This window comes from Gemmatimonadota bacterium (genome assembly GCA_040388625.1).
Taxonomy (GTDB): Bacteria; Gemmatimonadota; Gemmatimonadetes; order Gemmatimonadales; family Gemmatimonadaceae; genus Fen-1247.
The window spans coordinates 265073-284641 of record JAZKBK010000006.1 but is presented as its reverse complement, the minus strand read 5'-3'; the positions used below and the strand labels follow the sequence as shown (position 1 = coordinate 284641).

At 61.5% G+C, this 19569-nt stretch carries 17 protein-coding genes; 8 read left to right on the top strand and 9 right to left on the bottom strand.

All coding sequences use genetic code 11. The annotated features are described in order from the left end of the window. Nucleotides 1-103: 103 nt before the first annotated feature. Genes lpdA through odhB form a run of 3 tightly spaced genes read right to left on the bottom strand, consistent with a single transcriptional unit; the run spans nt 104 to nt 3403 of the window. Complete coding sequence (lpdA, locus tag V4529_14760; protein ID MES2359593.1) at nt 104-1501, bottom strand: dihydrolipoyl dehydrogenase; 1398 nt, start codon at nt 1499-1501, stop codon at nt 104-106. Further along, the gene (locus tag V4529_14755) at nt 1498-2082 is read right to left on the bottom strand and encodes a TIGR00730 family Rossman fold protein (protein ID MES2359592.1); all 585 of its coding nucleotides are present in this window, start codon (nt 2080-2082) and stop codon (nt 1498-1500) included. Before V4529_14755 ends, lpdA begins: the two co-directional genes overlap by 4 nt. Nucleotides 2083-2125: 43 nt before the next feature. Beyond that, a complete protein-coding gene (odhB, locus tag V4529_14750; GenBank protein MES2359591.1) occupies nt 2126-3403 on the bottom strand; it encodes a 2-oxoglutarate dehydrogenase complex dihydrolipoyllysine-residue succinyltransferase in 1278 nt (425 codons plus the stop codon). A 50-nt stretch (nt 3404-3453) separates the two neighbouring features. Here odhB and V4529_14745 point away from each other — a divergent pair, with 50 nt between their 5' ends. The 6 genes from V4529_14745 to V4529_14720 all read left to right on the top strand — a co-directional run bounded on the left by V4529_14745 (nt 3454) and on the right by V4529_14720 (nt 12364). Further along, a complete protein-coding gene (locus V4529_14745; GenBank protein MES2359590.1) occupies nt 3454-4476 on the top strand; it encodes a zinc-binding dehydrogenase in 1023 nt (340 codons plus the stop codon). Between the two features lie 185 nt (nt 4477-4661). Then, nucleotides 4662-4886, top strand: coding sequence for a hypothetical protein (locus V4529_14740; protein MES2359589.1), 225 nt, complete (start codon nt 4662-4664; stop codon nt 4884-4886). A 144-nt stretch (nt 4887-5030) separates the two neighbouring features. Beyond that, a complete protein-coding gene (locus V4529_14735) occupies nt 5031-7556 on the top strand; it encodes an excinuclease ABC subunit UvrA (GenBank protein ID MES2359588.1) in 2526 nt (841 codons plus the stop codon). Between the two features lie 45 nt (nt 7557-7601). Then, the gene (locus tag V4529_14730; protein ID MES2359587.1) at nt 7602-8348 is read left to right on the top strand and encodes a hypothetical protein; all 747 of its coding nucleotides are present in this window, start codon (nt 7602-7604) and stop codon (nt 8346-8348) included. Nucleotides 8349-8553: 205 nt separating this feature from the next. Further along, nucleotides 8554-11070, top strand: coding sequence for a DNA gyrase subunit A (gene gyrA / locus V4529_14725; protein ID MES2359586.1), 2517 nt, complete (start codon nt 8554-8556; stop codon nt 11068-11070). Then, a complete protein-coding gene (locus tag V4529_14720; GenBank protein MES2359585.1) occupies nt 11054-12364 on the top strand; it encodes a sensor domain-containing diguanylate cyclase in 1311 nt (436 codons plus the stop codon). The genes gyrA and V4529_14720 overlap by 17 nt, the downstream gene beginning before the upstream one ends. 43 nt (nt 12365-12407) lie before the next feature. Here V4529_14720 and V4529_14715 read toward each other — a convergent pair whose 3' ends face one another. Then, a complete protein-coding gene (locus V4529_14715) occupies nt 12408-12842 on the bottom strand; it encodes a CoA-binding protein (protein ID MES2359584.1) in 435 nt (144 codons plus the stop codon). A 326-nt stretch (nt 12843-13168) separates the two neighbouring features. Between V4529_14715 and V4529_14710 the strand changes: the two genes are divergently transcribed. Beyond that, nucleotides 13169-14311, top strand: coding sequence for a saccharopine dehydrogenase C-terminal domain-containing protein (locus tag V4529_14710; protein ID MES2359583.1), 1143 nt, complete (start codon nt 13169-13171; stop codon nt 14309-14311). Between the two features lie 20 nt (nt 14312-14331). On the opposite strand, the gene dacB is transcribed toward V4529_14710, so the two are convergent. Both dacB and V4529_14700 read right to left on the bottom strand, forming a co-directional pair. Then, on the bottom strand, nt 14332-15900 hold the full coding sequence (gene dacB / locus V4529_14705; GenBank protein ID MES2359582.1) for a D-alanyl-D-alanine carboxypeptidase/D-alanyl-D-alanine-endopeptidase: 1569 nt from the start codon (nt 15898-15900) through the stop codon (nt 14332-14334). 14 nt (nt 15901-15914) lie between these two features. Continuing rightward, nucleotides 15915-17066 (bottom strand): DUF5009 domain-containing protein, encoded by a 1152-nt coding sequence (locus V4529_14700; protein MES2359581.1) that lies wholly within the window; start codon nt 17064-17066, stop codon nt 15915-15917. 93 nt (nt 17067-17159) lie between these two features. Here V4529_14700 and V4529_14695 point away from each other — a divergent pair, with 93 nt between their 5' ends. Further along, nucleotides 17160-17663, top strand: a complete 504-nt coding sequence (locus V4529_14695; protein MES2359580.1) for a hypothetical protein — start codon at nt 17160-17162, stop codon at nt 17661-17663. Between the two features lie 2 nt (nt 17664-17665). On the opposite strand, the gene V4529_14690 is transcribed toward V4529_14695, so the two are convergent. Genes V4529_14690 through V4529_14680 form a run of 3 tightly spaced genes read right to left on the bottom strand, consistent with a single transcriptional unit; the run spans nt 17666 to nt 19537 of the window. Next, nucleotides 17666-18523, bottom strand: a complete 858-nt coding sequence (locus tag V4529_14690; protein ID MES2359579.1) for a cytochrome c oxidase assembly protein — start codon at nt 18521-18523, stop codon at nt 17666-17668. After that, complete coding sequence (locus tag V4529_14685; GenBank protein MES2359578.1) at nt 18516-18875, bottom strand: cytochrome C oxidase subunit IV family protein; 360 nt, start codon at nt 18873-18875, stop codon at nt 18516-18518. Before V4529_14685 ends, V4529_14690 begins: the two co-directional genes overlap by 8 nt. A 5-nt stretch (nt 18876-18880) precedes the next feature. After that, nucleotides 18881-19537, bottom strand: coding sequence for a cytochrome c oxidase subunit 3 (locus V4529_14680; protein MES2359577.1), 657 nt, complete (start codon nt 19535-19537; stop codon nt 18881-18883). Nucleotides 19538-19569 lie beyond the last annotated feature (32 nt).

The following is a 19569-nucleotide window of genomic DNA, read 5'->3' as shown; positions in this document are numbered from 1 at the left end:
GACCACGCGGGCCGTTAAATCGCGCTATGTGCGAATACGCACGCTAACCCGTCACTCGGGCTTTCGTGGGAATGACGAGTTCCTATCCGCTTCGACGGTCGATCTAGATGTGAATTGAGCGACCCGAAACGCCGAGCGCAGCTTCCTTCACGGACTCCGACAGCGTCGGATGCGGATGCACTGTTATCCCGATGTCGTCGCTCGTTCCGCGGAATTCCATCGCAAGCACCACTTCCTGCAGCAGATCAGCGGCGTCCACCGAAACGATGTGGCATCCAAGTATCTCTTCAGTCTCAGCGTCGGCGACGAACTTCACGAAGCCCTGTGTCTCTGCCATCGTCCGAGCCCGGCCGTTCGCGGACATCGGGAACTTGCCCGTCCGGTACGCACGGCCGCTCGCCTTCACCTCGTGCTCGGCGAGTCCGCATGACGCGATCTCCGGATGCGTGTACACGACCGCGGGCATCGACTTGTAATCCATGTGCACAGGGTGACCGGCGATCACTTCGACCGCAATCACGCCTTCTTCCTCCGCCTTGTGCGCGAGCAACTTTCCACCGACCACGTCGCCGATCGCGTACACGTTCGGCAGGTTGGTCCGCATCTGCGCATCCACCGCGATCTCGCCGCGCTTGCCGAGCGCGAGACCGAGTCCGGCGGCGTCGATTCCACTCAGCACGGGCTTGCGTCCAACTGCAACGAGTACGTAATCGCCTTCCAGCGTCTCTTTCGCGCCGTCCTTTTCGATGTCGACGAAGACCTTGTTGCCGTCGCGCCGTCCGCCCGTCACACGCGTCGCTGGACGAAGCTCCAGCCCCTGCTTGCGGAAGATCCTGTCAGCTTCCTTCACGACGTCTTCGTCCATCCCGGGCAGAATCGTCGCCGCCAGCTCAACGACCGTCACCTTCGCACCGAGCCTCCGCCACACCGACCCCAACTCGAGCCCGATCACGCCGCCGCCGATCACGATCAGGTGCTTCGGTACCTCGGGGATCGTCAGCGCGCCGGTATTCGACAGCACACGCTCCTCGTCGAACTTGAAGAACGGCAGCTCGATCGGCACCGAACCGGTCGCGATGATCACGTTGCGTGCCTGATACTGCGTGACAGTTCCGTCGTTCGCAGTCACATCGACCACGTTACCCGCGCGCAGCGTGCCGCGGCCCTTTGCCCACGCCACCTTGTTCTTGCGAAAGAGAAACTCGATCCCCTTGGTATTCTGCGCGACGACATCGAGCTTGCGCTTCATCATAACGCCGAGGTCCGCGCTTACACCTTCGATCTTCACACCATGCTCCGCGGCGTGAAGCTTCGCGAATTCCAGGTGCTCGGTCGACGTGAGCAGCGCCTTGGATGGAATGCATCCGACGTTGACGCAGGTGCCACCGAGCGTCTTGTCCATCTCGACACAGACGGTGCTGAGACCGAGTTGCCCGGCACGGATTGCGGCGACGTAGCCACCAGGACCGCCGCCAATTATCAGAACGTCACAGTTATTCATGATTCAGCCAGCGCAGCGTACCTCGGCGCAACCGCCGAAGGTACTGCGCCCATTGAGAGAAATTTGAGAAAATCCCCGACTTCCTTATACACCAGAAGCGAGTCCAGTCTTTCCTGCGATAGAAATCCGGCCGCGACGCAGTTGCGGAGATGTGCGAGGAGAGGTTGATGGAACCCATCCACGTCCATCAGCGCGATCGGCTTGGAGTGAATGCCGATCTGCGCCCAGGTGAACGTCTCGAAAAATTCGTCGAGGGTCCCGATTCCACCCGGAAGCACCGCGAACACATCCGACAGGTCGATGATGCGCGCCTTGCGCTCGTGCATCGTATCGACGATGTGGAGCTCGCTGAGCCCCTTGTGCGCCAGCTCGCGATGTCCGAGCGATCGCGGTAACACGCCGATCACCTCGCCGCCCGCAGCGAGTGCCGCGTCGGCGAGAACTCCCATCAACCCGCGCGACGCGCCACCGTACACGACCCCGATTCCGTTTCGCGCGAGCCCATCGCCCAACGCGCGCGCAGCCTCCGCGAAACTAGCCGACAGCCCCGCGTGCGCGCCGCAATAAACCGCTACGCGCATGGATGGGCAGGCGTGTGGGGGCAGGCCCCCGTGCCGCCTCGAATCATTCGATCAACATCGTGGCAGGATCTTCCATCAACTCCTTCACGCGCACCAGAAACAGCACCGCCGCCTGTCCATCGATGATGCGATGATCGTACGACAGCGCCACGTACATCATCGGCCGGATCTCGACCTTGCCGGCTATAGCAACAGGCCGATCCTGGATCTTGTGAAGCCCGAGAATGCCGACCTGCGGATAGTTGATGATCGGAGTCGATACCAACGAGCCGAACACACCGCCATTCGTGATCGTGAAGGACCCGCCCGTGAGATCGTCCATCGTCAGCTTGACATCGCGCGCCTTTTTTGCAACAGCCGTGATGTCGCGCGAAATCTCGAGCAATCCTTTCCGATCCGCGTCCTTGATGTTTGGAACCACCAGTCCCTGCTCCGACGCGACCGCGATTCCCATGTTCACGTAATTCTTGTAGATGATCTCGTCGCCGTCCAGCTGTGCGTTGACGACGGGATAATCGCGCAGCGCGATGCATGCAGCGCGAACGAAGAACGGCATGAACGAGAGGCGAACGCCGTGCTGCTTCTCGATCTTCTCCTTCACACGCTCGCGGAGCGAGCTGACGGCGCTCATGTCGATCTCGTTGAACGTCGTCAGGTGCGCCGTCGCGAGATGCGACTGGAGCAGGTTCTCCGCGATGCGCTTGCGGCGCGTCGACAGTTTCTCGCGCGTTTCCCGCTCGCCCGGTGCTGACGGAGCAGGCGCGGAGCGGAGCGCAGGCGGTCCTGAAGGCGCCGCCGGAGTTGCGGCCGCTGTCGGTTGTGCCGAAGGGCGAGCCGATGGTTGAGCAGCGAGCACATCCGGCTTGCTCACCACGCCGCCGCGCCCCGTGCCCTGAACGGCGCCGATATCGACGCCGCGTGCCTCGGCTACCTGGCGTGCTGCCGGCGAAGACTTCTGCGGCGCGCCTGTAGCCACGGTCGGCGCAGCCGGCGCAGGTTGCGTGGGTTGCGGCGTGACTGCCGCCGGCGCCGGCGCAGCCTGTGCCGGCGGAGCTGGCTTGGCAGCGGCGGGCGCAACAGTCGTCGCCGTCTCGTCTATCTCGCCGAGCACGTCATCCACATGGACGACGTCACCTTCCTTCACGGCCTGTTTGACCAGAACCCCGGCGCGGAGTGCAGGCACTTCGACCGTGATCTTGTCGGTGTCTAGCTCCAGTATGGTATCGCCGGCGTTCACTGCGTCACCCTGCTGCTTGACCCAGCGCGACACCGTCGCTTCAACAATGGATTCCCCGAGGGGCGGAACTTTCAAAGCGATCATTTCGAGTATCTTGATGTTTGTCCCTAAATATATCCCCTCACTGAGTACACTTGCGCGCACTGACAATCTCCGCGCACGGCGGGATCGAACAGCTGGAGCTGCGTGACAACCTGCCGGTTCCGGAGCCCACGCCGGGCGAAGTCCGTATTCGTGTTCTTGCGGCAGCGCTGAATCATCTCGACCTCTTCGTTCTGAAGGGGCTGCCCGGCGCCACGATAGCGCCACCCTGGATAATGGGCGCCGACGCGGTCGGTATCGTCGACGGAACAGATGATCTCGTAGTCGTCAATCCGGGCCTCAGCGACGGGACCTGCGAATATTGCCGACGCGGCGAGCAATCCCTCTGCGTTCGTTTTCGCCTGCTCGGCGAGCACGCGCCAGGTACCATCGCGGATTGTATAGTTGTGCCCGAGCGGAACGTCGCACGTATTCCGCGCGACACGCCGATTCCCGAAGCCGCCGCCTTCACCCTCACAACGCTCACCGCGTGGCGCATGCTCGTTACGCGTGCGCAGCTCCGACCCGGCGAGCAGGTCCTCATCCAGGGAATCGGAGGGGGCGTCGCGCTCTCGGCCCTCCAGATCGCGAAACAGGTCGGCGCGCGCGTCTGGGTCACGTCGTCCAGCGACGAGAAACTCGCCCGCGCGCGCGAACTCGGTGCAGACGAAACCATCAACTATAGTACGACGGATGTCGCAAAAGAGATTCGAGCGCGCACCGGAAAGCGTGGCGTGGACGTCGTTGTCGATTCGGTCGGCGAGGCGACCTGGCAATCCTCGCTCGGTGCGCTCGGCAAATTTGGCAGACTCGTGACATGCGGCGCGACGTCAGGTCCCACGGTTACCACCGACGCGCGCAAGCTGTTCTGGAATCAGTGGACCATACTCGGTTCCACCATGGGCAACGACGCCGAGTTCGCAGCGGTCGCGGACGAGCTGCGCAACCGTCGCCTGCTGCCACCGATCGATTCGGTATTCGACATCACGCAGGGAAGAGAAGCCTTCGCGCGACTCCAGAGCGGCGCGCAGTTCGGGAAGATCGTCGTGACCATACCGTCGGACCGCGCCCCGTAATATTCGCCGCGCACCGAATTGACGGTCCTGCGTACGGCGCGGATTCTTCCGCGCCTGGCCCCGTTACGTGCAATCGGATTTGGATGTCGATCGGATATATCCGCGCGTGGCCCATTCAGGCGCAATCGGATCCAGATCTACCGCACCGGGAGGCGATAAACGCTGCATTTGCGTAGAATGAAGGCATGGCCGAGTCCGCCCAGTACACCCCTATCCAGCTTGCCGAGATCAAGGATGCCTTTATCGGTGAGCAGCCCGTAGTCTGCCCCATCTGCGGTGGCCGCATGACCTCCCGATCGATCGGCGGCGGCTCGTTCGGCCTGGGCTACTCGCGCCAGCGTGAATGGCTCATATGCGGAAGCTGCCATAGAAGCGCGATCTTCGACGTCAAGCGCGGCACCCGCAACTGAGTAAGGGCAGGCCCCCGTGCCTGCCCGAGGGGCTCCCGGCCCCTGTGAGACGCTCCGTGCCTGCCCGCATCCTGCGCCCGCCAACGGTCATGACCATGGCACAAGTCTGGCACCTCCGCGCTTCATCCCCCCCGCACCCGCTGAATGCGAAACTCCGACAACGACGATTTCACCGGCTTCATCAGCGTTCGCGGCGCGCGCGAGCACAATCTCCAGAACGTCGATCTCGACGTGCCACGCGATGCACTTGTGGTCTTTACCGGCGTCTCCGGCTCGGGTAAATCATCGCTCGCGTTCGGCACGCTGTACGCCGAAGCGCAGCGGCGCTATCTGGAATCGGTCGCGCCGTACGCGCGACGGCTCTTTCATCAGATGGGCGTACCTGAAGTCGACTCCATCGACGGACTTCCGCCAGCGGTAGCGCTGCAGCAGCAGCGCGGCTCGCCGACCACCCGCTCATCGGTCGGAAGCGTCACGACGCTATCGAATCTGTTGCGCATGCTGTATTCGCGGGCCGGCGACTATCCGCGCAAGCAGCCTCTGCTTTACGCCGAATCGTTTTCGCCCAACACTCCTGAAGGTGCGTGCCCCCGGTGTCACGGGCTTGGCCGCATCTACGAAGTGACGGAGCGCTCGATGGTGCCAGACGACACGCTCACCATTCGCGAGCGCGCCGTAGCTGCGTGGCCAACGGCGTGGCAGGGACAGAATCAGCGCGATATTCTCGTTACACTCGGTTACGATGTCGATCGCCCCTGGCGCGAGCTTTCGAAGAAGGATCGCGACTGGATTCTCTTCACTGACGAGCAGCCCGTGGTGCCCGTGTACGCCGGTTACACACCCGCGGAAACGCGGCGCGCACTCAAGCGCAAGGAGGAGCCCAGCTACATGGGCACATTCTCGAGCGCGCGGCGGCACGTACTGCACAGCTTCGCGAACACGCAGAGCGCGCTGATGAAGAAACGCGCGCTCCAGTACATGCTGAGCACAGAGTGTCCGCTCTGTCACGGCAAGCGGCTGCGTCTCGAATCACTCTCAGTCAAATTCGCGGGACTCGACATCGCCGAAATTTCGCGACTGCCGCTGTCGCGATTCGCCAGCATGTTGCGACCGTATGTCGACGGAACCTCTGCGAATGCCGCCAGGATCGAGACAGTGCATCCGGAAAAGGTCGTGGTAATGCAGCGCATTGCAGAGGATCTGGAAGGTCGTCTTGCAGTATTGCTCGACCTCGGTCTCGGATATCTGTCGCTCGATCGCAGCACACCCACTCTTTCGCCCGGCGAGCTGCAGCGGCTCCGGCTTGCGACACAGGTACGCTCGAATCTGTTCGGCGTCGCCTACGTTCTGGATGAGCCGTCGGCGGGCCTGCATCCGGCCGACACGGAAGCGTTGCTCACGGCGCTCGCTCGATTGAAAGCGTCGGGCAATTCGCTGCTGGTCGTGGAACACGATCTCGATGTGATCCGTCATGCCGACTGGATCGTCGATGTCGGCCCTGCCGCGGGCGAGCAGGGCGGACTCATCCTTTACAGCGGTCCGCCAGCGGGACTCGCGGAGATCGAAGCATCGCAGACGCGTCGCCATCTCTTCGGGCGCGACCTGCTCCCCGAGCGTACGATTCGCGAGCCGCGCGCATGGCTGCGTCTTGCAGACGTTACGCGCAACAACCTCAGTCACCTCGACGTTGCGTTCCCGCTCGGCGTGCTCACGACAGTTACCGGCGTTTCGGGCTCCGGCAAATCCAGTCTCGTGAGTCAGGTGCTCGTCGAGCTCGTAGCCGAAGCGCTGGGACACGAGGCGCCTGCGATCGCCGGTGAGATGGAAGATCTGGAGCAGACGCCACCGCCCACCCTCGGTGGAAGAATCGCTAGCGGCGTCGGGCAGATCAAACGCATGGTGGTCGTCGATCAGAAGCCGATCGGTCGCACGCCGCGCTCGAATCTCGCCACGTACACCGGACTGTTCGACCACGTTCGCAAACTGTTCGCCGCCACGAAGATGGCGCGTGCGCGGCATTACGACGCCGGCCGCTTCTCGTTCAACGTCGCAAAGGGTCGCTGCGAGACGTGTGAAGGAGAGGGATTCGTCTTCGTCGAGCTGCTCTTTCTTCCGAGCGTGTACACTCCCTGCCCAACGTGTCACGGCGCGCGTTACAACGCCAAAACTCTCGAGATCCAATACCACGGCCGTAACATCGCCGAAGTCCTCGGCATGACGGTCGACGCGTCGCTGGAATTCTTCGCGGATGACGAGCCGGTGCGTCGATCGCTCGAGGTGCTGCGCGAAGTCGGACTCGGATACATCCGCCTCGGTCAGGCCGCCACCGAGCTTTCGGGCGGCGAGGCTCAGCGGATCAAGCTCGCGACGGAATTGCAGCGCATGTCACGTGGCAACACTCTGTATGTCCTGGACGAGCCCACGACCGGTCTCCACCCATCCGACGTCGAGAGGCTCATGGCGCAGCTCGACAGGCTGGTGAATGCCGGCAACACCGTCGTCCTGGTAGAGCACGACATGCGCGTCGTTTCCGGAAGCGACTGGGTGATCGATATCGGGCCGGGTGCCGGTGAAGAGGGAGGAAGGATTGTCACGATGGGCACACCCGCGGACGTTTCGCGCGCGACCGCGAGCCGCACTGCACCATATCTCGCCCGCTTCATGGCGTGAAACTCGTTGCGCACGGCCGAGCGGTTGCCCATAGATTTCCCATTCATGGACTCGACCAGCTTCGGCGACCGCCTGCAGGACAGCTTCGACCAGCTCTACCACTACGTCCCTGCGCTCTTCGGTGCGCTCGTAATCCTCTTCGCGGGTTACCTCCTGGCCAGGTTGCTGGAGAAGGGAACCGACAAGCTTCTCCGGCGAGTCCATTTCAACCACATCCTGGAGCGCGGTGGCGTGCTCCAGGCAGTCGAGCGCTCCGGTTCCCACATGAACCCGACGCGCGTCACGGCGAGCGTGGTCTTCTGGTTCGTGATGTTCGCCGTCCTGATGATCGCCGCCAACGCCCTTGGCCTCTCGTCGCTCGGCAACATGTTCGGCGAGCTGGTGAGCTACATCCCGAGCCTCATTGCGGCGATCGTAATCATCATCGTCGGCATCGTACTCGGCGACTTCGTGGGCGGGCTCATCATGGCCTCCGCAGGCGCGATACACGGCGGCCCGACCCTGTCGCGGTTCGGAAAGGGTGGGGTGATCCTCATCGCCATCTTCATGGCGCTGCAGGAGCTCGGCGTCGCGACCGACATCGTCACTACCGCGTTCGCGATCCTCTTCGGCGCCATCGCGCTCTCGGCTTCGCTCGCCTTCGGGCTCGGCAACCGGGATCTGGCCGGCGAGGTGACGCGGAACTGGTACAACCGGTACAAGGCCGAGCGTGAGTCGATCGACCGCGAAAACGCGGCCCAGGATGCTGCCGACCGGACCGACGAGTTCGAGTCCGAATCTAGCGGCTTTTAGCCCCCGAATAGATACCGAAATCACGGCGCACTGCGCGATTGCGGGAGCGATGCGCTAAATCATTGTCCCACAATAACTTACGTTGTTGTGGCGAGGTTGCTAAAAGGCGTTCCGGCGGCTATATTTCGAGGTTGCCCTGAATTAGCTCAAATCATCAGGTGGGTTCCTGCTCGGACGCCCACCGCAAGTGCGGTATCGACACGCCATGACAGCTCCAAATAACCGCGAGCGAATACTCCCGCGGCTGATCCACGAAGAGGTTCAGGAATCGTTCATCAACTACTCGATGAGCGTCATCGTCTCGCGCGCGCTCCCGGACGTGCGTGACGGGCTGAAGCCGGTGCATCGCAGAGTTCTGTATGCGATGAACGAGCTCGGTCTTGTTCCCGGACGCCCGTACAAGAAGTCCGCGACCGTCGTCGGCGACGTGCTCGGCAAGTATCACCCGCACGGTGACAGCTCTGTGTACGACGCACTCGTGCGCATGGTGCAGGACTTCTCGCTGCGCTATCCGCTGGTGGACGGTCAGGGAAACTTCGGATCCGTCGATGGCGACAACGCGGCCGCATACCGCTACACCGAAGCGCGTCTCACACGCATCGCCACCGAGATGCTCGGCGACATCGACAAGAACACCGTCGACTTCCAGCCGAACTTCGACGATCGCCTGCAGGAACCGCGCGTGCTTCCGTCGGCGATGCCCAATCTGCTCGTCAACGGCTCGTCCGGCATCGCGGTCGGAATGGCGACCAACATTCCGCCGCACAACCTGCGTGAAGTCACGAGCGCGCTCGTGGCGCTCATCGAAGACCCCGATCTTCCGGGCAGCGCGCTCCGCAAGCACATCAAGGGGCCCGATTTCCCGACCGCCGGTTACATCTACGGCACCGCCGGAATCACCGACTACCAGGAAACCGGCCGCGGACGAATCGTCATGCGCGCTCGCGCGGTGATCGAGGAGCGCGAGTCTTCCAATCGTGCCCAGATCGTGGTCACCGAGCTGCCTTACCAGGTCAACAAGTCCCGGTTGCTCATCGACATCCGCGATCAGGTCCGCGAGGGCAAGCTCGAAGGCATCAGCGATCTGCGCGACGAGAGCGATCGCGATGGAATGCGCATGGTGATCGAGCTCAAGCGCGACGCGATTCCTCGCGTAGTTCTGAACCAGCTGTACAAGCACACCGCGATGCAGTCCACGTTCGGTGTCATCATGCTTGCGCTCGTCCCGGATTCGGTGACGGGGCAGCTGGTGCCGAAGGTGCTGCCGCTCAAGGATGTGCTGATGCACTTCATCGCGCACCGTCACGAAGTAGTGACGCGGCGCACTCAGTTCGAGCTGGACAAGGCGCTCGAGCGCGAGCACATCCTCGAAGGATTGAAGATCGCCGTCGACAACATCGACGCGGTCATCAAGCTCATCCGTGCGGCCAAGGACACACCCACGGCGAGCACGCAGCTGCAGGCGCGCTTCAAACTGAGCGAGCGGCAGGCGGAAGCGATCCTCAACATGCGCCTCGCCAAGCTCACCGGTCTCGAGATCGAGAAGCTGGAAGCCGAGCTCAAGGATCTGCGCGCATTCATCAAGGAGATGCGCGACATTCTCGCGTCACGTCCGCGCCGCATGCAGATCATTCGCGAGGAGCTGGAGAAGATCAACGCCACCTACGGGGACGAGCGTCGATCCGAGATCACCAACGACCAGGGCGAGTTCTCGGTCGAGGATCTGATCGCCGAGGAGGACATGGTGATCACGATCTCACATACGGGATACATCAAGAGGACGTCCACCTCGACCTACCGCAAGCAGCGTCGCGGCGGTCGCGGCCTGAACGGGCAGGGGCTCAAGGAAGAGGACTTCATCGAGCACCTGTTTATCGGGTCGACCCATGACTACATCCTCTGTTTCACGGATGACGGGCGCTGTTTCTGGCTCAAGGTCCACGAGATCCCCCAGGCTGGCCGCGCCAGCAGGGGAAAGCCCATCGTTAACCTCATCAACGTCCAGCCCGATACTCAGATTCGAGCTGTGGTTCCCGTGCGCGAGTTCGGGGATACGCAGTCGTTGCTGTTTTGTACCCGCCGCGGAACGGTCAAGAAGACCGCACTGTCGGCGTACGCAAATCCGCGCGCCAACGGAATCAAGGCAATCAAGATTGAATCCGGTGACGAGCTGATCGACGTGCAGGTTACAAGTGGAACGAACGACGTCGTGCTCGCAACAAAGCATGGCCTGTCGGTACGATTCCATGAGAAGGATGTGCGCGAGATGGGCCGCGACACAACAGGTGTGAAGGGCATCGAGCTGCGCCCGGACGACGCAGTCGTTGGAATGGTCGTGATCAAGCGCGAGGCGACTCTTCTCGTTGTAACCGAAAAGGGACTCGGCAAGTGCTCGCACATAGACGATTACAGAGTTCAGAAGCGCGGTGGAAAGGGAATCATCACTGTCAACCGCACGGACAAGACCGGTGACGTGGTGTCACTGATGGAAGTGTTGCCCGAAGATGAGATCATGCTCATTACGAAACACGGCGTTATCATACGTTCGTCGGTTTCGCAGGTGCGCGTGACAGGAAGAATTGCGCAGGGTGTTAAGCTCGTTAATCTGGACGATGGCGATCTTGTGACTGCGGTTGCGCGTGTCATCCCCGAAGACAAGGTCGAGGATGACGACGGCACCGCGGATGAGGAGATAGTCGAAACGCTTGCTGACGAAGAGTGACAGGGACCTGACTGAGCCGCCACATCCCACGAGTGCGGATCGGAATCCGATGACGGTGGACCCGCAAGGAAATCCTCCCGAAGCCGATCCCGATCCCGATCCCGCTCGAGCGGGTGTGACTGGTCCGGAGTGCGAGCAAACGCCGCAGAATCTCCCCGATCCTGCGGCTCCAGCCGCTAGCGCCGAAGCCGGCGATCAACTCGAAGCACTGCGTGCTGCCCTGCGCAAGGCTGAAGGCGAGCTGCTTCGCACGCGACAGGAAGCTGAGAGCAAGCGTCACCTCGTCGACATCATGCACGAAGTCATGGGGAATCTCTCCACCGAGGAGATCTTCCACATGGTCGCCCGGCGACTCGCCCGTGCACTGCAGCTCTCCCATTCTTCGGTAATCCTTGCCAGAGCAGGCGATGCACGTGGAATGGTCGCCACCGCATTCGAGCAACCCAATCTCGCAAATCTGGAGATCGAGCTCGATCGCTATCCCGAAGTATCCGCCGCACTGGATCAGAAGCGGCCGGTGCTGATACAGGACCTGCAGACGAGTCCGTGGTACGCCCGTCTGCGTGAACAGTGGGCACGCGACGGCACCCGCATGAACGTGCGCTCCGTCATCGCGATTCCGTTCGCGTTCGAGAAGATGCGCACCGGCGTATTCCTCCTGCGTCGCACGACCGATCAGGATCCGCTTGCGGCAAGCGATGTCGAGTTCGCCGACACGGTGATCAAGAGTGCTGTGAACGCGATCGAGCAGGCGCACACGATCGAGCAGACCAAGGCCGATAACGCGCGCCTGGAAGCGCTGGCGCATACCGATCCGCTCACGCATCTACTCAATCGCCGCGCACTGACGATTCGCCTTGTCGCCGAGCTGGAGCGGGTGCGGCGCTACAATTCGCCGCTGACGATGCTCATGATCGATCTGGATCACTTCAAGCTCGTCAACGACACCTTCGGCCATCTGGTCGGTGACGAAGTGTTGCGCGGCATCGGCATGATCCTTCAGCGAGCCGTGCGCAGCGTGGACATGGTCGCGCGCTACGGCGGCGAGGAATTCGTGGTAGTCCTTCCGGAAACGGGTGAGATGGGCGCCGTTGCTTTCGCCGAGCGCATCCGGCAGCGGGTGGAGCAGCACAACTTCGAGGCTGCGCGAACGGCTTCTGTCCGAGTCACAGTTTCGATCGGCGTCTCGTGTTTCCCGTCACCCCATGTCGACAGCGCGGAAGATCTGTTCGCGCAGGCAGATGCCGCGCTGTATCGCGCCAAGGACCGAGGCCGGAACCAGGTCTGCGCGTAGGGGACTCGTCGACCCGCTTTCGCGGGAATGACGATCTGTCCTGCTATCTTCCGATCCGCTTCAGCTCGACCTTCATGCAGCGATCCTGCACGACGTCAATTCCTGCACGTGCGAGCGCCTCTGCCGCTTCGTCGTTCCGAATTCCGAGCTGGAACCAGACGGCCTTCGGATGCTTCGCGATCATGTCGTCGATATGCTTCGGAATGTCCGCGGGGCGTCTAAAGACGTCGACGATGTCTATTTCACCAGGAACGTCGACGAGCGACCGATAGACCGGTTGACCCAATACTTCTTTCAGATCCGGATAGTAGACGGGGACAGGAATGATTTGGTAGCCGGCGTGCTGCAAGTATTCGGGGATGTCATACGCCGGCTGGTGTGGATCGGGCTTGATTCCGAGTACGGCGATCCGCTTGGACCGCTCCAGAAGGTCGCGAAGCTGTTCCGGCGTCGTGAGAAGATGGGATTGCCAGGTCATATCTGAAGAATAGCCACTCGTGGAACAGCTCGACGTCAGCCTCATCGTGCGGCGTGCCGGGTGTCCGTCGCCTTGACTCTCGCCGCGTTCTTCCGTAGCATTCGGGTCTGATGGCCAACATCCTTACTCCAGCCATGGAACGCCCGAGCCTCTTTGCGGCTCCCAACGCACGCGCCCAGCATTCGCGCGTGGGGATGACCTGTTCGATCCTGTAACAATCGGATAGGTGTCAGGGCCTTGTTGAATTTGCCGCCTCCCACGCTGTTCATGGGAGGTTTTCTGTTTTCGCTGTCACGTCGTTTCACTTTCGTTTGAGGAATACCAGAATGCGGATGCTCGTCTTGGGCGCAGGACTGCAGGGCTCGGCTTGCGCGTACGATCTCTTGCAGAATCCCGAAGTCACCGAGGTTCGGCTGGCCGACCTTCACATCGATCACCTCGCCGACTTCCTCAAGCCATACTCCGGCAAGCGGCTGATCCCGACGCCGGTGGACGTGCGCGATGCGGATGCTGTGCGCGCTCTGATGCGCGGCTGCGACGCAGTCATGAGCGCGATTCCGTACTACTTCAATCTCGACATGGCGAAGTACGCGGTCGAAGTCGGAGTGAACTTCTGCGACCTCGGCGGCAACACCGACATCGTCTTCGAGCAGAAGAAGCTCGACAGCCGCGCGAAGGAGCAGAAGTGCACTGTGATCCCCGACTGCGGACTCGCTCCTGGGATGGACACCATTCTCGCGCAGTACGGCATCTCGCAGCTGGACGAAGTCGATTCGGTCAAGATCTTCGTGGGCGGACTGCCACAGCACCCCGAGGGTCCGCTCAAGTATCAGATCGTCTACTCGCTGGAAGGTGTGCTCGATTACTACACGACGCTTTCGTGGGTGGTGCGGAACGGCAAGCGCGCGCAGGTGACTGCGCTGAGCGAGATCGAGCCGGTGGAATTTGCGAAGCCGGTTGGAGAGCTCGAGGCATTCCACACTGCCGGCGGACTCTCGACTCTGCCCTTCCGCTACGAGGGCAAGATCAAGACGATGGAGTACAAGACGCTACGTTATCCCGGCCACGCGAAGATCATGGAAGCGATTCGCGATCTGGGACTGCTCGACCTCGACGCGATCAATGTGAAGGGAACGAAGGTCGCGCCGCGCGATGTGGCAGTCGCCGCGATGGGTCCGCACCTCACCAAGCCCAAGTCACCCGATCTCGTCGCGCTGCGCGTCGAGGTGAGCGGCCGCAAGAATGGTACTGCGAAGAAACTCGGCTGGGAGCTCATCGACAAGTACGACGCGGAGCACGGAATCAGCGCGATGATGCGTACGACCGGCTACTCATTGAGCATCACGGGTCAGATGCAGGCACGCGGAGAGATCAAGCCGGACGGGGTTCACACCCCCGACGAATGCATACCGGCCAAGGAGTACATCGCCGAGTTGGCGAAGCGTGGGATCAACATCCGCGCGATCTGATTCCCGCGTCGCGCCGGCGATCAGTCGCGCCCGAAGCTCGCCAGCGTCTCGCCCATCACGTCGATCGTTGACTTTGCGTTCCAGCGGTCGCTGCCGTTGTACAGGAATGAAAACGCCAGTACCTCGCCGTCGGTTGCAGTAACGTAACCGGCGAGCGCGATCACGTCGTTTGTGGTTCCCGTCTTGGCATGCAGGTTCCCCTGTGCGGGACTTCCCTTCATGCGAGTGCGTTGAGTTCCGCTCTCGCCAGCAACCGGCAGCGACGCGTGGAATTCGGGACCCCAGCTCGCATTGTGTGCGTAATCCAGCAGCTGAACCATCGATCGCGCCGTAACACGGTCGTCCACCGACAGTCCGCTCCCATCGGCGTTGTAGATCGTCGACGTGTCGGCTCCGACGCGCGCGAAGAACTGATGCATCGCGTGGTTGCCGTTGGCAACCGTGCCCTGCATCGTGTGCTGCGGCCCGCGTGCACCGTCGCGGAAGAGAAGCTCCGCGTAGTGGTTGATGCTCTCGCGATTCATCGCGCTCACCATCCGCGCCAGCGTTGGCGAGGGCAGGCTTGCAACCTTTACGGCCTTCGCCGGAGTCGGCGCGAGTCGCGTCGAACCCTTGACCGTCACTCCTGCCGCCTGCAGCGCTGCGCGTAGCGCTCCGGTCGCGAACATCGCAGGATCATCTACCACGTATGAGTAACGGCGCGTACCTGCCTGCCGGCCTATGGTTCCGGTAACCGTGATCGTTCCGTCGGACTTCTTGCTCATGCGCAGGTTGGCACCTCTTCCTCCAACCGTGCGCGCCTTGTTGATGACGGTCATCGCCGTGGTCATCGGTTCGAGCGCAACTTCGGCGTGACTACCCGAGCCGGGCGAGACCGCGACCCACACGATGTTCTCGTTCAGCGAGAGGCCACTCACGCGTGCGGCGTAGCCTGCGCCGAGGTAGCGCGTGAGCCATCCGTCAGGGACGAGGGAATTGTCGAACGCCGTTGCGTCGCCAATCACATCGCCTGTTACGTGTTTGATGCCCGCAGCAACGACACGTTGGGCGAGCATCGCCATCGGAGCGTTGGGGCCGCCATCCAGAAATCGGCCGGACAGCGACGGGTCACCGTCTCCACGCAGGATGATGTTGCCCTGGAGCGTACCATCGCTCGAGACGGGACCATCGCGCAGTACGTCGGTGCTGAACTGATACTCCGGCCCGAAACGATCGAACGCGAGGCCCGTGGTGAAGAGCTTCATCGTCGACGCGGGCCTCAGCTCGAGCCCGGGGTTACGCGAGAAGAGCGTGTCACCGCGTGATACTGACGTGATCATCACGCCCCACTGTCCGCTGCGCGTCCGCTCCAGGAAGATGCCGAGATCGCTTGCAAGCGCGGACGCGCTTCGCGGCGACGTGTAGTGCGCAACAGCGGTGATCGGCGAGGCCGCTTTGGGCGACCTCGATCTTGACGGCTTGCGTCTGTGGTTCTGAACTACTGCGACCTTCTTGCGTTTCTTGCTGGTCTTCTGCGCGCTTGCCGGATTTACAGGAAGTGCGATCGCCATCGCGATCAGAACGAGCAGGATATTTCGAGTTCTCTGCACCAGGAAAATAGAAGCTATACTTTGAGGAAGATCTTTCGTCGGTAGAGTACCGTGAGGATGCCGAACCAGAATAGTACTACGCAGATCGCGAAAGCCAGTGACGCATTGCGCGGTTCGAGCCAGCTCAGGAACACTGATTCGTAGATTGCCGTCTCGAGAGAGACGATTCTGCCACCGTATGGTACCTGTACCAGCGTGTAGATGATCCGCGCGAGTACACCGGATCCCACGAATGCGAGGATCGGGTTCATTCCGTAGATGACGAACGGCTTGGTCCACCATCGTACTTCCTTCACATCCACCAGCCAGATGCTGGCCGCGAGCGTGACTGCCGCCATGCCGCCAGTGAAGATCACGAAGGAGCTGGTCCAGAGACTCTTGTTGATCGGGAAGACCCAGTTCCACATCAGTCCGACCATCATAGCAAGCGCCCCGACCACGAACATCGCGTTCAGGCGCTCGTCGATCGGCACGTCCTTTCGCGTTATCCAGCGGCCGGTGAAGACGCCCAGAATGACCGTTCCGATCGCAGGTATCGTGGACAGGATTCCTTCCGGATCCCACGTTTTGCTGCCGACCCAGAGGTGCGGCAATCCGAGTACGGTTCGGTCGAGCCAGGCCGACAGAACGGCATCCGGGCGGTTCAGCAGCAGCGCCCCGATGGCGCCGTGCTGGTCAGGGACAGGAACAAGTGTTTGGAGGAACCAGTAGCCGTACAGCAGCACCGCCAGTATGACGACCTGCTGCTTGAGACTCGTCTTCATCGTCAGCAGGGCGCCTGCTATGTAGCAGACTCCGATGCGGGGAAGGACGCCGCCGAATCGTATCTCGGTGATCCGGGTGAGCGGGTAGTACGGGAATCCTGCCATGAGCCAGCCCAGCAGGACGATGACGAATCCTCGTCGAAGAATCTGGAGGATGATATCCCGGTCGGTCGCGCCGCGCGCGCGGCGGGAGCTGAGCGAGAGATGGGTGGTCACCCCCACTATGAACAGAAAGAAGGGGAAGATGACGTCGGTTGGTGTCCAGCCGTTCCACGCGGCGTGCTCGAGCGGCGGGTAGATTGCGCCCCAGCTCCCCGGGTTGTTTACAAGCAGCATACCCGCGATGGTCACACCTCGAAATACATCGAGGGACAGAAGGCGGGCGGGCGCGGCACGCTCCATGATACAAATATACGAGGCGGCGCCGATTGTCGTTTATGCGGGTTTGAGCCAATATTACCTGTCGGCGTTCCCTACTTTTGCTCAGGAGAATGCATGCCCGTTCGTGAACACAACACGATTCGTGAAGGGATCTATGCAGGTGTGTTGAGCGCCACCGTGATTGCGGTCTGGCTGCTGATCGTTGACACGATCGAACACCACCCATTCTTCACCCCGGACGTTCTGGGCACGGGACTCCTTCGGTTTCTCGGGGCTCCGCGCATGAGCGACACCATGGCGCTGCACGTCACGATCTACACCATATTCCACTATGTCGCGTTCGCGATAATCGGGATCATCGTCGCGTGGATCGTGCACCAGGCGCGCCGCACGCCGGCGATACTCGCCGGCTTTCTCATAACCTTTGTGATCGTCGAAGGCGGCTTCTACGGACTGGCCGCGCTATTGAGCGTCACCACCGCGCTCGGCGGCATCGCATGGTATCAGATCATGGTCGCGAATCTGCTCGCGTCGATCGTGATGTTCACGTTCATGTGGATGCGCCATCCCGATCTCAAGGGGCACTTCACCGAGGCGCTCGACGGGACCGACGCGTGACGTCAGCGGACTGGGTCGGCTTTCGGGACCCAGTCCACCTGCGCCGCCGCAAGGCTATCCTCGCCGCGGGCGACCCACTTGAAGAATACGAAGGTCATCAGGCCGTAGAATACAAAGCTGCCTGGCACCCACATGATCAGCCCGCCCGCCTGCTGATCCATCATCGGCGTTATGTGCCAGAGACGCGGCGCAGCTGCATACGCCGGATAGAGCACGTGATCGGCCATGGTGATGTAGATCGCCACGACTGACATCGGAAGCGTCGTCAGGAAGCAGTACAACAGCTGACCTGGATACGACAGCCGCGGCAGCTCCGGCATCGGGCTGAGGAATGGCCACCACAACAGCACCGCGGCGGCGATGAACATGAGATGCTCGCCGATGTGGATGTTGTGATTCGCCAGCGCGGCGTTGTAGAACACGGGCAGGTGCCATCCGATGATCACGAGATTGAAGATCACGTAGCACGACACGGGACGTGTGACGAATTTCGCGACGGCGCGAACTGCTCTGGGTTTGATCAGCGGACGAAGCATCCATCCTGGCGTTCCGGCGATGAGCAGCGGCGGGAGCAACAGCGTGAGCAGCAGATGCTGCACCATGTGCGCGCTGAACAGGAAGGAGTCGCTCAGGTCGTGCAGCGGACCGTTCAGCGAGGCGAACATCACGAACAGGCCGGCGAAGAACGTGAGCTTCTGTCTGCCCGTCGGTGTACCCGGCTCGGGGGCGCGCGATGCGCGCCAGAGATACAGTGCGGCGAGAGCCGCGATACCGATTACCGTGCTCCAGTGAACCGACCAGCCCGTCCACCCGACCTGCGCGACCGGGTGGAGGGCCAACAACAACAGCAGGTTATCCACCGTGTCCTAGATGCAGGTGTCCAAAGAGAAACAGGAGTGCCATGAGCGTGCAACACGCAATTATCAACGGACCCGTGAACAGAACTCGGAACAGCTTGGAATCGTAACGAAGATGCATGTAGAAGAGCACGACTATCACGAACTTCACCGCGCTCAGGGTCAGCAGCGTGGGAAGAAACATCCGCGATGCAACGAAGGCGGGGATGTAGTAAACCCAGACTTCGCCGATCGTGATGAGGGTCAGTACTACTGCGACCTTCCAGTAAACCGACCAGCCTGGACCCGTGTGCTCATGGCCCGCGGCAGCTTCCTGGGCGGGTGTCAGAGCGGAATGGCTTTGTGAGTGATCCATCTGATTTACCGGATGAGATAGACGAGTGTGAAGATCGCGACCCAGATGACGTCGACAAAGTGCCAGTACAGAGCCATGATGTCGACGTTGAGTGCATCGGCTGGACCGAGGCCGCGCTTGAAGTCGATGAAGAGCATCGTCAGGATCCAGATCACGCCCGCGGTAACGTGCGCACCGTGGAATCCGGTCAACGTGAAGAACGTCGATCCGAACAGGTTCGTCTTGATCGTGAGTCCTTCGTTGACGAACGAGGTGAATTCATACGCCTGGCAGCCAAGAAATCCGAGTCCGAGCAGCGCCGTCATGAAGAGCCACAGCTTGGAATTGCCGAGGATTCGCTCGCCGAGATTGCGCTGTGGCTTGCCCTTGTTCTCGACCGCTGAAAGCGCGAGCACCATCGCAAGCGACGACATGAGGAGAATGAATGTCGAGGCCGACGTGACCGGGATGTTCAGAATCGCATGGTACACATGGCCCGTGGATGGGTCTGTCCACGGGGTGTGAGGATACGGCCCAACGACACTCCGATCCTTGTAGATCAGGTATGTCGAGATGAGCGAGACGAAGAGCATGCACTCCGAGCCGATGAAGGCCCAGATCGCGATCTTCCGGTTTTCGAGGCCGGTGCTCGAATAATGATGTGATACGGTCGCAGTAGACATTAATTGCGGGCGAAGGTCGTGGTTCAGTAGGG

Excerpts from the sequence above, each read along its gene's own strand:
- V4529_14695 (MES2359580.1), top strand. The coding sequence starts at position 17,160 with ATGCCCGTTCGTGAACACAACACGATTCGTGAAGGGATCTATGCAGGT.
- gyrA (MES2359586.1), top strand. The coding sequence starts at position 8,554 with ATGACAGCTCCAAATAACCGCGAGCGAATACTCCCGCGGCTGATCCAC.
- V4529_14680 (MES2359577.1), bottom strand. The coding sequence starts at position 19,537 with ATGTCTACTGCGACCGTATCACATCATTATTCGAGCACCGGCCTCGAA.
- V4529_14700 (MES2359581.1), bottom strand. The coding sequence starts at position 17,066 with ATGGAGCGTGCCGCGCCCGCCCGCCTTCTGTCCCTCGATGTATTTCGA.
- lpdA (MES2359593.1), bottom strand. The coding sequence starts at position 1,501 with ATGAATAACTGTGACGTTCTGATAATTGGCGGCGGTCCTGGTGGCTAC.
- V4529_14710 (MES2359583.1), top strand. The coding sequence starts at position 13,169 with ATGCGGATGCTCGTCTTGGGCGCAGGACTGCAGGGCTCGGCTTGCGCG.
- V4529_14735 (MES2359588.1), top strand. The coding sequence starts at position 5,031 with ATGCGAAACTCCGACAACGACGATTTCACCGGCTTCATCAGCGTTCGC.
- V4529_14740 (MES2359589.1), top strand. The coding sequence starts at position 4,662 with ATGGCCGAGTCCGCCCAGTACACCCCTATCCAGCTTGCCGAGATCAAG.
- V4529_14715 (MES2359584.1), bottom strand. The coding sequence starts at position 12,842 with ATGACCTGGCAATCCCATCTTCTCACGACGCCGGAACAGCTTCGCGAC.
- V4529_14685 (MES2359578.1), bottom strand. The coding sequence starts at position 18,875 with ATGGATCACTCACAAAGCCATTCCGCTCTGACACCCGCCCAGGAAGCT.
- odhB (MES2359591.1), bottom strand. The coding sequence starts at position 3,403 with ATGATCGCTTTGAAAGTTCCGCCCCTCGGGGAATCCATTGTTGAAGCG.
- V4529_14755 (MES2359592.1), bottom strand. The coding sequence starts at position 2,082 with ATGCGCGTAGCGGTTTATTGCGGCGCGCACGCGGGGCTGTCGGCTAGT.
- V4529_14730 (MES2359587.1), top strand. The coding sequence starts at position 7,602 with ATGGACTCGACCAGCTTCGGCGACCGCCTGCAGGACAGCTTCGACCAG.